Origin of the sequence: Sphingomonas taxi (assembly GCF_000764535.1) — a bacterium.
Lineage (GTDB): Bacteria > Pseudomonadota > Alphaproteobacteria > Sphingomonadales > Sphingomonadaceae > Sphingomonas > Sphingomonas taxi.
Map to the genome: position 1 here is coordinate 3,314,961 of NZ_CP009571.1, position 12,763 is coordinate 3,327,723.

The 12,763-nt window shown below is 70.2% G+C and carries 12 protein-coding genes; 6 read left to right on the plus strand and 6 right to left on the minus strand.

What is annotated here, in order from left to right; genetic code table 11:
* The first annotated feature begins 7 nt into the window (after window positions 1-7).
* From MC45_RS15130 to MC45_RS15145, 4 genes are read left to right on the plus strand one after another with little or no spacing between them, the layout of a single operon-like run.
* Window positions 8-490 carry a disulfide bond formation protein B gene (locus MC45_RS15130; RefSeq protein ID WP_038664888.1) on the plus strand — a complete coding sequence of 161 codons (483 nt, stop codon included), beginning with the start codon at window positions 8-10 and terminating at the stop codon, window positions 488-490.
* On the plus strand, window positions 487-1,047 hold the full coding sequence (locus MC45_RS15135; RefSeq protein ID WP_038664890.1) for a demethoxyubiquinone hydroxylase family protein: 561 nt from the start codon (window positions 487-489) through the stop codon (window positions 1,045-1,047). Before MC45_RS15130 ends, MC45_RS15135 begins: the two co-directional genes overlap by 4 nt.
* 11 nt (window positions 1,048-1,058) lie before the next feature.
* The gene (locus MC45_RS15140; protein ID WP_038664893.1) at window positions 1,059-1,541 is read left to right on the plus strand and encodes a hypothetical protein; all 483 of its coding nucleotides are present in this window, start codon (window positions 1,059-1,061) and stop codon (window positions 1,539-1,541) included.
* A gap of 42 nt (window positions 1,542-1,583) precedes the next feature.
* On the plus strand, window positions 1,584-2,987 hold the full coding sequence (locus MC45_RS15145) for a hypothetical protein (RefSeq protein WP_038664896.1): 1,404 nt from the start codon (window positions 1,584-1,586) through the stop codon (window positions 2,985-2,987).
* On the opposite strand, the gene MC45_RS15150 is transcribed toward MC45_RS15145, so the two are convergent.
* A complete protein-coding gene (locus MC45_RS15150) occupies window positions 2,978-3,610 on the minus strand; it encodes a DedA family protein (protein WP_038664898.1) in 633 nt (210 codons plus the stop codon). The genes MC45_RS15145 and MC45_RS15150 overlap by 10 nt on opposite strands.
* 75 nt (window positions 3,611-3,685) lie before the next feature.
* Between MC45_RS15150 and MC45_RS15155 the strand changes: the two genes are divergently transcribed.
* On the plus strand, window positions 3,686-4,480 hold the full coding sequence (locus MC45_RS15155; protein ID WP_038664900.1) for an aldo/keto reductase: 795 nt from the start codon (window positions 3,686-3,688) through the stop codon (window positions 4,478-4,480).
* 255 nt (window positions 4,481-4,735) lie between these two features.
* On the opposite strand, the gene MC45_RS15160 is transcribed toward MC45_RS15155, so the two are convergent.
* From MC45_RS15160 to MC45_RS15170, 3 genes are all read right to left on the minus strand, one after another.
* Window positions 4,736-6,133, minus strand: coding sequence for a UdgX family uracil-DNA binding protein (locus MC45_RS15160; protein WP_038664903.1), 1,398 nt, complete (start codon window positions 6,131-6,133; stop codon window positions 4,736-4,738).
* Between the two features lie 6 nt (window positions 6,134-6,139).
* Window positions 6,140-6,625, minus strand: a complete 486-nt coding sequence (locus MC45_RS15165; protein WP_038664906.1) for a hemerythrin domain-containing protein — start codon at window positions 6,623-6,625, stop codon at window positions 6,140-6,142.
* A 64-nt stretch (window positions 6,626-6,689) separates the two neighbouring features.
* A complete protein-coding gene (locus MC45_RS15170) occupies window positions 6,690-7,937 on the minus strand; it encodes a putative DNA modification/repair radical SAM protein (protein WP_038664909.1) in 1,248 nt (415 codons plus the stop codon).
* Between the two features lie 129 nt (window positions 7,938-8,066).
* On the opposite strand from MC45_RS15170, the gene MC45_RS15175 reads away from it, so the two are divergent.
* Entirely contained in the window at window positions 8,067-8,228 is a 162-nt protein-coding gene (locus tag MC45_RS15175; protein WP_156143851.1) for a hypothetical protein, read from the plus strand.
* A gap of 110 nt (window positions 8,229-8,338) precedes the next feature.
* Here the strand turns inward: MC45_RS15175 and MC45_RS15180 are convergent, their stop codons facing one another.
* Window positions 8,339-11,725, minus strand: coding sequence for a chromosome segregation SMC family protein (locus MC45_RS15180; RefSeq protein ID WP_038664915.1), 3,387 nt, complete (start codon window positions 11,723-11,725; stop codon window positions 8,339-8,341).
* Between the two features lie 296 nt (window positions 11,726-12,021).
* Window positions 12,022-12,750, minus strand: coding sequence for a thioredoxin domain-containing protein (locus MC45_RS15185; RefSeq protein WP_038664919.1), 729 nt, complete (start codon window positions 12,748-12,750; stop codon window positions 12,022-12,024).
* Window positions 12,751-12,763 lie beyond the last annotated feature (13 nt).

The following is a 12,763-nucleotide window of genomic DNA, read 5'->3' on the forward strand; positions in this document are numbered from 1 at the left end:
GGGCGGAATGACCCGTAACGAGCGCCTCGCCCGCTGGATCGCGCTGCTGCTGCCTGCGGCGCTGCTCGCCGGCGCGTGGGGCTCGCAGCTGGTCGGGCATCTCTACCCGTGCGAGATGTGCCATTGGCAGCGCTGGCCGCATTATGCCGCGCTGCCCTTCGCTTTGCTCGCCTTCGTCGTGCCGCAGCGGAGTATCGCCAAGGCGTTCGTCATCGTCGCCGCGCTGCTGATCGCGGTGTCGGGCGCGATCGGCGTCGCGCATGCCGGGGTCGAATATCATTGGTGGAACGGCTTCACCGCCTGCACCCAGACGGTCGACCTGCGCGGCCTCGGACCCGACGCGCGGCTGGCGGCGTTGATGAAGGCGCCGGTGATCCGCTGCGACGTCGCGCAATGGAGCCTCGGCGGGATTTCGCTCGCCGGCTTCAACGCGATCCTTTCGCTTGGCGGCGCCGGTCTTATCTTGTGGCTGATGAGGAAAGCGCGATGACGGCAGAGACCCCGCAGCCCGCCCGCCGGTGGAAGCCCGGCGACCGGCGCGAACCGACCGAGGCGATGATCCGCGTCGATCAGGCCGGCGAATTCGGCGCGATCCGCATCTATGCGGGTCAGCTCGCGGTGTTCGGCGATCGTCATCCGGCGAGCCGCGCGATCCACCATATGGCGAGCCAGGAGGAACGCCACCGCGCTTTCTTCGACGATCTGATCGTCAAGCGCGGCGTCCGCCCGACGCTGCTCCAGCCGATCTGGGACAAGGCGGGGTTCGCGCTCGGCGCGATCACCGCGGCGATCAGCCCCAATGCGGCGATGGCCTGCACCGCGGCGGTCGAAACCGTGATCGACACCCATTATCAGGAGCAGCTCGACGAACTCGGCGCGAGCGAGCCCGAGCTGACCGAGGCGATCCGCGACTTCCAGGCGGAAGAGCTGGAGCATCGCGACCATGCGCTCGCCGCGGGCGCCGAGAATGCCATCGCCTATCCGGTGCTGAGCGGGCTGATCCGGCTCGGTACGCAGGCGGTGATCGCCGCGGCGAAGCGGATTTGAGAGGAAGACCCATGCGTAGGATCATCGCCACCGCCCTGTTGCTGACCGCCGCCGCGGCGCCGGCCCAGCAGGCGACGCCCGGCGCGGCGCAGGTGACGTCGACCCCCGCCGGCCCCGCCGCCGCCAAGCCGGTGGTGATCGCCACCCCGGGCGAGGTCGCCAAGCGCGCACCGGTCAACGGCGTTCTCGTTCTCTATGGCAACGAACGCTGCCCGACCAACAACGACGGACAGGAGATCGTGATCTGCGAACGGCGCAGCGCGCGCGAGCAATATCGCGTCCCCAAGGAGCTGCGCGAATTCCAGGTGACGCCGCAGAACGAAAGCTGGGCGGCGCGCGCGCAGGGCACGCTCGACGCGGGCGTCGGCGTCAACGGCACGGGCAGCTGCTCGACGGTCGGCGCGAGCGGCCAGACCGGCTGCTTCCTCCAGAACGCCCGCGCCGCGCGCAAGGAGAATCAGGCACGCAAGGCCGAAGAGGCGCGCGTCCCGTGATGACCCGCCGGTCGCAGCGGTAACGACGGCATCACGCCGCCCATGCGTGATCTCCGCATCGTGCTGTTCGCGCTCGTCTGGTTCAGCTGCGCCTGGTTCGGCTCTTGGGAGCTCAACCCCAATAATGCGACGCGGATGTTCGCCGCGATCAGCTTGGTCGAGGATGGCGATGCGACGATCGACGAATTCGCTCCTCTGACGATCGACAAGGCGAGCTTCGACGGTCACGCCTATCTCGACAAGGCGCCGGGCATGACGCTGATGGCGCTCCCCGCGGTGTGGATCGCCGACGCGGCGACTGGGATGCGCGCGACACGATTCGGCAACGCCCCCGCCGGCCCCGAATTCGAACGCTACCTCCGGTTGCGCACCCGCATCGCCGCCGCGATCGGCCCGGCGCTGCTCACTGCGCTCGCTGCCGTGCTGCTCTTCGATCTCGCCGCCGGGCTGACCGGCAGCGTCGCGGCCGGGCTGTTCGCCGCGCTGGGCTATGCATTGGGCACGCCGGTCTGGGGCTGGTCGACGACATTGCTGGGCCATGCCGTGGTCGCCGATTGCTATGCCATCGCATTCTGGGCGATCTGGCGCGGCAGCCGCCCCGGTGCGCAGGGCGCGGGCGCGGCGGCGCTCGCCGGCGCAGCGCTCGGCTGGGCGGTGGTGGTGGAGCATCAGGCGGTGCTCGCCGCGGTGCCGATCGCCGGCTGGGCGCTCTGGCGGCTGCGCGACCGGCCCGACCGGTTGCGCCTCGCCGGCGTCGCGATCGCCGCGGGCGTGGTCGCGCTGCTGCCGCTCGCGCTCTACAATTTCGTCGCCTTCGGCACGCCGTTCCGCGTCGGCTATTCCGGCGTCGTCGGCTGGGAGGGGATGCATCAGGGGCTGTTCGGGCTCGGCTGGCCGCGCTTGTATGCGATGCGTGCGGTGCTGCTCAGCTTCCAGCTCGGGCTGATCTGGGTCGCGCCGGTGCTGCTGCTGGCACCGCTCGGCCTGTGGTACTGGCTGCGCCGTCCGCCGCTGCGGCCGGTGGCGCTCGCCGCCACGCTGAGCGCGCTGATCGTGCTGCTGGTCAATGCCGCCTACGTCTATTGGGACGGCGGCAATACCACCGGGCCGCGCTTCCTGATCCCGGCGGTGGCGCCGCTCGCGCTCGGGCTGGCGGCGGAATGGATGCGCGCCGGCGGCCGCGGCGAGCGGATCGCGATGAGCCTGTTGCTGACGCTGTCGATCGCGATCAACGCCATGATCGCCGCCGCCGAGATCTTCGCGCCGCCGCTCGTCATCTTCCCGATCTGGCAATGGGTGCGCCCCGCCTTCCTGCGCGGTGGTCTGCGCACCGTGCCGAACGAATGGTTCGGCTGGACGCCATGGGCGGGCTTTGGCGTGTGGGCGGTGCTGGCGCTGCCGATGCTCGGCTGGCTGGTCTGGCGGGTGCGTCGCGTTCAGCCGTGACGCTTGAGCCCGCGCACCCGGTGCCAGATGTAGAAGGCGACCAGCGCGATCAGCACGATTCCGATCAGCAGGTCGGCGCGGTGGAAGGCGGCCTTGACGCGCGGGTCGCTGTTCCATTTGTCGCCGAGCTTCATGCCGACCCAGGCGAGGCCGAAGCACCACGGCCATGAGCCGAGGAAGGTATAGACGTGGAACGGCACCAGCCGCATTCGCGCGACGCCGGCGGGAAAGGCGATGAAGCTGCGGATCACCGGCAGCAGCCGGCCGATCAGCACCGCGAGACTGCCCCAGCGCGCGAAGAAGCGGTCGGCGGCGTCGAGCTCGCCCGGCCCGATCAGGACGTAGCGGCCCCAGCGCTCGGCCATCGGCCGGCCGCCGCGCTTGCCGACCTCATAGCCGACGATCGAGCCAATGTTGCAGCCGATCGCGCCCGCGGTCGCGGCGAGAATCAGGTCGAACCGCCCGGTCGAGACGAGATAGCCGGCGAACGGCATGATGATCTCGGAGGGGAGCGGGATGCACGCGCTCTCTATCGCCATCAGGATCGCGATGCCGACATAGCCGCCGCTGGAGATCACCCAGATGGTGAAGGTGGCGAGAACGCCCAGGATCTTTTCGAACATGGGACCGGGACTTGGCGGATCGGGGCGGCCAAGGGAAGGGGGAACCGGGCGGCGACCCCATGCGCTCGTGCCATTATGGATGACCTTACCTTCAACGACGGCCGCACGATGCCGCGGCTCGGCCTCGGCACCTGGAAGCTCCCCGACCCGCAGGCGCCACTGGTGGTGCGCCGCGCGCTCGACCTCGGCTATCGGCTGATCGACACCGCTGCGATCTACGGCAACGAGCGCGGCGTCGGCGAGGGCGTCCACGGCAGTGCGGCGTTCCTCACCACCAAATTGTGGAACGACCGGCAGGGCGATCCCGAGGCGGCGCTCGACGAAAGCCTCGCTTTGCTCGGGGTCGACGCGGTCGATCTGTACCTGATCCACTGGCCGGCGCCGGGGCAGGGGGAATATGTCGACGCGTGGAAGGCGCTGGTCGGCTTGCGCGATGCGGGCAAGACGCGGTCGATCGGCGTGTCCAACTTCCTCCCCGAGCATCTCGACGCGATCATCGATGCGACCGGGGTGACGCCGGTGCTCAACCAGATCGAGCTGCACCCCTATCACCAGCGCCGCGAGGAGCGCGCCTATCACGACGCGCACGGTATCGTGACGCAAGCGTGGAGCCCGCTCGGGCAGGGCGGCGAGTTGCTGCGCGATGATGCGATCGTCCGCGTGGCGGAGAAGCACGGCCGCTCCCCGGCGCAGGTGGTGATCGCCTGGCATCTCGCCCACGGCCTGTCGGTGATCCCCAAGGCGGCGGACGCCGAGCACATGACCGACAATTTCGCCGCGCTCGACCTGACGCTGGACGAGGACGACGTCGCGGCGATCGACGCCCTCGAAACCGGCGAACGCATGGGTCAGGACGCGCGAACGATGTGACCCAAGTCATCCCCGGCGGGGGCAGGGCTATCGCGTATGATTGCGGTGATGAGGTTCGATCGGTTCTATTATCAAATCCGTCACCCCGGACTCGTTCCGGGGTCCACGGGGCCGCAGGAGAATGGTATCGAGCCAAGCCTTTTTCCTCGCCGCAGGGTGGACCCCGGAACAAGTCCGGGGTGACGAGGTAAGCTTGGGAGACGACCGGCTCGCGCGCGCGTCCATATACGATAGCCCTCGCCGTGCCGGGGAGGCTTACCCCGCCGCCGCCTTCGCCTTCTTCAGATCCTCGACGAACCGCGCGAATTCGTCCTCCTTCTGCGCCGGGTCGGGCAGGCGGAGGAGATAGCTCGGATGCACCGTGATCCACGCCTCGCCACCCTCCGGCAGCCGCAGCGCCTGCCCGCGCTCGCGACCGATCGTCACCGCCCGCCCGAACAGCGAGCGGCCCGCCGTCGCGCCGAGTGCCACCGTCACCTGCGGGCGCACCAGCATCTGCTCCTGCTCGATCCACCAGCGGCACGCCTGGATCTCGCCGGTATCGGGCTTGGCGTGGATGCGGCGCTTGCCGCGCTGCTCGAACTTGAAATGCTTGACCGCATTGGTGACGTAGACGCGCGACCGGTCGATCTCCGCCGCGGCGATCGCGCGATTGAACACCTGCCCCGCCGGACCGACGAATGGCGTGCCGGCGAGATCCTCCTGATCGCCCGGCTGTTCGCCGACGAACATCATCCGCGCATCGACCGGCCCCTCGCCGAACACCGTCTGCGTCGCATGTTTGTAGAGATGGCAGCGGGTGCACGTCGCCGCCTCGTCGCGCAGCGCCGCCCAGGCCGCCTGCACATTGTCGCCGATCGTCGGCGCCTCGCGTGACTGGGTGATCATCCCGCTCTCCCGTGCCTGCGCGCCGGCGATCAATTGCCCGACGAGCGCCGTCTCCGGCATGTTCTTCCAATATTTGCGCGGCATCTCCTTGAGCATCGCGCCGACCTTGACGCGTGCCGGGTTGAAGATGCTGGCATAATAGGTCTTCCACACCTCTTCGGTGGGATCGCCGTCGGGGGCGTCGCCTTTGCTCGCGCCCGGCCCTTCCGAAAGCGCCTTGCCGTCCCAGTGCAGCGACACCTCGGGCGTCAGGATCGACCAGCGCATGCTGGCGAAGCGGTTGACGAAGAAGGCGGCGTTGGCGCGGACGATATGATGTTCGGGCTCGAACCAGGCGACGTAGCGGCTGGCGCCAGCGTCGTCGGCGACCTCACGAAAGCGCAGGAAGGCGCGCATCTTGTGGATGTCGCGACGGACATTCTTGGCGATCACCTCCAGCTTGCGGATGAGTGGATCGGCGTGATCCTCCATCAGCTTGGGTTCGCGGCGCAGCCGGTGCAGCACGGTATAGAGCAAGGCGAACCGCTCGGGCTCGGCCGCCATCACCACGCTGCGCGCGAGGTCGATGAACGCGCGCGGCACCGACAGCGTCCCGACCGGCGGCGGCGGAGCCGATTCCTCGGCGGCGGCGGCGAACAGGTCGGCGGGGGTATCGCCGACCTGCCACACCACGTCGTCCGGCGGCACGTCCCCCGCCGCGAGCGCCCGCGCGGTATCGCGCCAGGCGTCGAAATCGTCGGGCGCGGGGAGGGTCGCCAACCGCATGCCGGATCAGTCCCGCTCGTCGCCGCCGGGCGGATTGTCCCTGGCGATCTCCAGCTCCTCGGGCTTGCGCTCCTCGTAGATCGTCGCGAGCTCCGCCTCGGTGCTGTCGTCGAGTTCCTCGGCGGCGGCGGGGAACATCTCTTCCTCTTCCTCGGTGATGTGATGCTCGTAGCGGCGGCGCATGTGGAAGAATTTCTCGCTCCACGCATCCGAACCGAACTCTTCGTCGGCCATCTCGCCGAGCAGGTCGTCGACTTCCTTATGCTCGCTCACCGAATGACGCGCATCGTCGCGCAGCTCGGGATCGCGCAGCATCGTCGCGTAAAGCGATTCCTCCTCGGCGGCGGCATGGCTCTGGATTTCGAGCCGGAACGCCTCGAACAGCTGCTTCCGCTCGTCGCTCGCGCCCTGCAGGTCGGCGAGCTGCTTCAACATATCGCGGTGCTTGTCGTGATCGCGTTTCAGGTCCGCGTAGATCTGCGCCAGCGCCATGATCGTATCTCCTTCGCGGCAACCAACCGGCGAGGGCGCGGGGCGTTTCACCTGTGAGTCATTCTCATGCGGCGAACAATTCGAGCTGCTGGCGCCTAGGCGCGACGAGCGGCTTGAGATCGGCGCGATCGGTGAGCAGCACCGGCCGCCAGTCCTCGGCGACGATGAACGGCCGCACTTTCGTGACGCTCACCGTCAGCCGCGCGACATCGTCGAGCCGCAGCCGCCGCCAGCGCCGGCTGGCGACGATCCGGTCGACCGCCTTCACGCCGAGCCCCGGGACACGCAGCAGCATCTCGCGCGGCGCGCGGTTGACGTCGACCGGGAAGCTCTCGCGGAATTTGAGCGCCCAGGCGAGCTTGGGATCGATGTCGAGCGGCAGCATGCCGGTCGCATCGTCCGCCGCGGCGACCACCTCGTGCGGGCTGTAATCGTAGAAGCGCATCAGCCAGTCGGACTGATACAGGCGATGCTCGCGCATCAGCGGCGGGCGTTGCAGCGGCAGCACCGTGCTCGCATCGGGGATCGGGCTGAACGCGCTGTAATAAACGCGGCGCAGGCCGAACCGGTCGTAAAGCGTCGAGGCGCGGGTGACGATCTCGCCGTCGGTCGCGGCATCGGCGCCGACGATCATCTGCGTCGACTGGCCGGCGGGGGCAAAGCGCGGTGCGGATTTGTACTTCTTGCGGGCATCGCCATTGTCCGCGATCGACGTCTTGACGTCCTTCATCGCGCCCTCGATCCGCGCGCCGTCCTTTTCGGGCGCGAGCCGCTTCAGCCCGCTGACCGTCGGCAGCTCGACGTTGATCGAGACGCGATCGGCATAGAGCCCCGCCTGATGCACCAGTTCGGGATCGGCGTCGGGGATCGTCTTGAGGTGGATATAGCCACGGAAGTGATGATCCTCGCGCAACGACCGCGCGACCTCGACCATCTGCTCCATCGTATAGTTCGATGACTTGATGATGCCCGAAGAGAGGAACAGCCCTTCGATGTAATTGCGCTTGTAGAAGGAGATGGTGAGGTTGACGACCTCCTGCGCGGTAAAGCGCGCGCGGCGGACGTTGCTGCTCTTGCGGTTGATGCAATAATGGCAGTCGAAGATGCAGCTGTTGGTCAGCAGGATCTTGAGCAGACTGATACAGCGGCCGTCGGGCGCATAAGCGTGGCAGATGCCCATGCCCTCGGTCGATCCCAGCCCCTTGCCGTCGCGGCTGTCGCGCTTGGCGGTGCCAGACGAAGCGCAGGACGCATCATATTTCGCCGCATCGGCGAGGATCGCCAGCTTTTCACGGGTGTCGAGCTGGGCCATCTGTTCGATATACGTTCCGCGACCCTTTGGAACAAGGGGCGGTGGAAACACGATTTTCATCGCCGGCAACACGGCCGCAATCCGCGTCGTGCAGACAGGATCGGCAGGGGGATGGAAGAGGAACGCGCCATGACCCGCAACGACACGCCCTATCTGTCCGACCGATCGTTCGTCGAAGCGGTCCGTGCGATCCAGGCGGATCATCCCGCCGCCGCCGCGGTGCATCAGGAGATGTGCCTGCTCTACACGGGCCGGGTGCTCGCCGACCTGTTGCGCGGGCGGCGGGGGTGATGGGGCCGCGCAAACCCCAATTACTGCCGTTCGCCCTGAGCCTGTCGAAGGGCAAGTGAGTCTCAGGCCCTTCGACAGGCTCAGGGCGAACGGGAAGGAACGAGCGCCGGCTATTCCGCCGCCAGCAGCGACGTCGCGCCGCCGAGGTCGACCGACACCAGCCGGCTGACGCCGCGCTCGACCATCGTCACGCCGAACAGGCGGTGCATCCGGCTCATCGTCACCGCATTGTGCGTGACGATCAGATAGCGGGTGTCGGTCTCGCGCGACATGCGATCGAGCAGGTCGCAGAAGCGCTCGATATTGGCGTCGTCGAGCGGCGCATCGACCTCGTCGAGCACGCAGATCGGCGCAGGGTTCGTCAGGAACAAAGCGAAGATCAGCGCCACCGCGGTCAGCGCCTGTTCGCCCCCCGACAACAGCGTCAAGGATTGCAGCCGCTTGCCCGGCGGTTGCGCGAGGATCTCAAGCCCCGCCTCGAGCGGATCGTCCGAATCGACCAGTTCGAGATGCGCCGCGCCGCCGTCGAACAAGGTGCTGAACAGCCGCCGGAAATGCCCGTCGACCGCCGCGAAGGCGGCGAGCAGCCGCTGCCGCCCCTCGCGGTTGAGCGTGCCGATCGAGCCGCGCAGCCGGTTCACCGCCTGCCCCAGTTCGTCGCGCTCGGCGGAATTGGTCCGGCTCGCGCCTTCCAGTTCGGCGAGTTCGCGTTCGGCGACGAGATTGACCGGCCCGATGCGTTCGCGATCCGCGGTGAGCCGGTCGTGCGTCGCGGCTTCCTCGGCGGGGCCGCGGACCTCGGTGACCGCGAAGCCGAGCCGCTCGGGCAACACCGGCGCCGGACATTCGAACCGTTCGCCCGCCAGCCGGCCGAGCTCGACCCGCCGCTGCGCGTGATTCTCCAGCCGCACGGTGGTGCCGGCGCGCGCCTCGCGCGCCTGGCTGAGCGTCTCGATCGCGCGACGTTGCGCCTCTTCGGCACGGCGCAGCACCGTCTCGGCGTCGCGCTCCGCGGCGGCCGCGGTTTCGGCGGCGGCGCGCGCGGCGCCGTGATCCGCCTCCTGCGCATCGATCGCCGCGGCGAGCGCGGCGGGCCGGTCCGCCACCTCGGCCGCGGTGGCAGCGAGCGTGGCATCGCGCTTGTCCATCTCGGCGATCCGCTTGGCCGCCTCGCCGGCACGCGCGCGCCAGCTCCGCCCGTCCGCCTGCGCCGCGACGAGTCGCTCGCGGTTCGCCTGCACCGCGCGGTCGAGCGTCGCACGGCGTTCGCGCGCCTGCGCCACCGCGCCGCGCCGCTGGTCGGCGGTGCGGGCAAGCGCCGCGACCGCCGCGTCACTCTCCCGCCCATCCGGCAGCGCATCGCGCGTCGCCTGCGCGCGCGTGCGGTCGGCGACCGCCTCGGCCAGTTCGTCGGCGATCCGTGCGGCGCGGGCGTCAAGATCAGCACGCTGGCCGGCGAGCCGTTCGAGCGCACTCGCGGCACGGTCCTCGGCGCGCTCGGCGTCGCGGCCGGCGGTCTCCGCCTGCGTCAGCTCCGTCCGCGTCGCCTGTGCCGTCGCCCGCGCCGCGGCGATCGTGCGATCGACCGTCGCCCGCGCCGCCTCCGCCGTCTCCAGCGCGGCGACGGCGGCCGGCCGCGCGGCGGCCAGCGCCTTCAACCGGTTGAGCCGTTCGAGCCGTTCCGCCGCCGCCGCGCCGCTGCCGCTCGCGACGAACCCGTCCCAGCGCCGTAGCTGCCCGTCGCGCGTCACCAGCCGTTGCCCGACCGCGAGCGCCTGACCGGTATCCGCGCCGACGAAGGTCTGCGCGAGCCGCCGCGCGAGCGCTGCCGGTGCCTCGACCCGCATCGCCAGCGCTTCGGAACCGGCAGGCGCCGCCGGGTCCTCCGGCCGCACCGCCGCGCCCGTCCACGCGTCGAGCCCGACGTCGAGATCGTCGCCAAGCGCCGCCGCCAGCGCGCGCTCGAAGCCCGCTGCCGGGACGACATGGTCGAGCAGCCGGTCGCGCCCGTTGCGCTGCGTCGCCTTGGTCAGCGCCGCCGCCTCGCTGTCGAGCGCGGCGAGATCGGCGCGCGCGCCCGCGCGCGTCGTCTCCGCTCCGTCGCGTCCGGCGATCGCCGCGCGTTCCGCCGCCTCGGCCTCGGCAAGCCCAGTTCGCGCCCGGTCGGCAGCCTGTGCGGCATCCCGCCGTTTGCCGGCGGCCTCCTCACGCGCGGCGGCGAGGGGGGCGGCATCGCCGAGCGCGGCGATCGCCTGCGCGACCTGCGCCGCGTCGCGCTGCGCCCGATCCGCGCGCGACCGTGCCGCCGCGAGCGCGGCATCGGCCACGCGTGCCTCCGCCGCCTCGCTCGCCTGCCGCGCCATGCCCTGCGCCAGCGCGACCTCGGCATCGCGCGCATCGCGCTCCGCATCGGCCAGCGTCGCGGCCAGCATCGGCGCCTCTTCGGCGGCGGCGGCGATCGCCCGGTCGAGCGCCTTGCCCTCCTCCGCGAGCCGCGCCAGCGCCGCCGCGGCGTCGGCCGCGAGCGTTCCCTCGCGCGCGCGATCCTCGGCGATCCGCGCGCGCGCCTCGGCCAGCTCGGCGACCCGCCGCGCCGCCGCCTCCCGCTCGGTGCGCAAGGCGGCGAGCGCATGGCCCGCCTCGCTCGCCCGGTCGCGCGCGGCGAGCGCGGCGGCACGCGCGCCAGCGACCGCGGCGGCGGCGTCATGCTGTGCGGCGGCGGCGGTCCGTTCGGCGGCGGCGGCGGCGGTGACCGCCTCCTCGGCCGCTGCCGCCTCCGCCTTGGCCGCCTCCGCGGCCGCGACCGCCTCGCGCCAGCGCGCGAAGATCGTCCGCGCCTCGGCGATGCGGATCTGCTCGGACAAATTGCGATAGCGTTCCGCCGCGCGCGCCTGCCGGCGCAACGCCGCGGCGCGCGCGTCCTGATCGGCGATCAGTTCGTCGAGCCGCAGCAGATTGGCCTCGGTGGCGCGCAATTTCTGCTCGGCGTCGCGGCGGCGGACGTGCAGCCCGGCGATCCCCGCCGCTTCCTCCAGCATCGCGCGGCGTTCGGCGGGCTTGGCGGCGATCACCGCGCCGATCCGGTTCTGGCTGACCAGCGCCGGGCTGTGCGCACCGGTCGCGGCATCGGCAAACAGCAGACCGACGTCCTTGGCACGGACGTCGCGGCCGTCGATGCGATAGGCGCTGCCCGCGCCGCGCTCGATGCGGCGGACGACCTCGCGTTCCTCGCCGTCGGCGCCGTCGAGCAGGATCGAGACCTCGGCGAAATCGCGCGGCGGCCGCGTCGCGGTGCCGGCGAAGATCACGTCCTCCATCCCCGCGCCGCGCAGCGATTTGGCGCTGTTCTCGCCCATCGTCCAGCGCAGCGCCTCGAGCAAATTGGATTTGCCGCAGCCGTTCGGCCCGACGACTCCGGTCAGCCCGCGCTCGATGGCGAGGTCGGCCGGATCGACGAAGCTCTTGAACCCGGCGATGCGGAGCCGCTTGATCTGCACGCTGTCCGGGTGCCGTTTATGGCGCGCCGTTGCAAGAGGGGGGCGCGAAGGCGCGAGGGGAAGAAGATGGGTTCGCGCAGAGGCGCAGAGACGCAGAGGGGGCACGCCCGCCTCTCTCCCCTCGCAGCCCCCTCGCCGTTCGCCCTGAGCCTGTCGAAGGGCAGGTGAGACTCAAGCCCTTCGACAAGCTCAGGGCAAACGGGCGTGGCGGTCGCAAAGGCCGACCACCAAGCATCCCCTCTGCGTCTCTGCGCCTCTGCGCGAAAACTCTTCTTCTCCGCGCCGCCGCGCGAGATTTAAGCCCCCGCCGCCTTCAGCAACGGCTCGAGCTGCCCCCAGCTCAGCGCGTCGATCTTCTTGCCGTTGAGGATCAGCGTCGGCGTGCCGGTGACGGTGCCGTCGGCGCTCTTGTCCTGCGTCTGCTTGGTCCAGCGGTCGATCTGCTTCATGTCGGCGAGGCAGGTGCGTGCCTTCGCTTCAGGGATGCCGCGCTGCTTGGCGAAGTCGACCAGCCCCATCTGCTCGGCCATGATGCGGATTGCGTCGACCGGCTTGGCGGTCTGCAATTGCTGCTGCATCGGCTGCGGCATCGCCTGCAGCTTGGTGTTGAAGCCCTCCTGCGCCTGATACATCTGCTCGAGGATCGGGAAGAAGGTCGAAGGATCGGTGCAATTGCCGAGCAGCGCCGGCGGCAGATCGGGCGCGCCGTGGACCAGGAACTCGCGATATTCGAAGCTGACCTTGCCGGTCTTCACATATTTGTCGAGCAGCGGCGCGAAGCCTTCGCGCGCGAGCGCGCCGCAGGTCGGGCACAGGCGCGAGCCATATTCGACCAGCTTGATCGGCGCGTTGGGATTGCCGACGATCGTCCCCTCGGCGGTGCGCGCCGCGGTCTCGGTCCAGCTCTGCCCGGCGGGTGCGGCGACCGCCGCGGCGGGGCTGGCGGGTGCGGTCGGCGTTCCCGCCTCCTTTGAGCAGCCGGCCAGTGCCAGCGGGAGGACGAGAAGCGACGCAAGCATTTTCATCGGGTTACGCTCC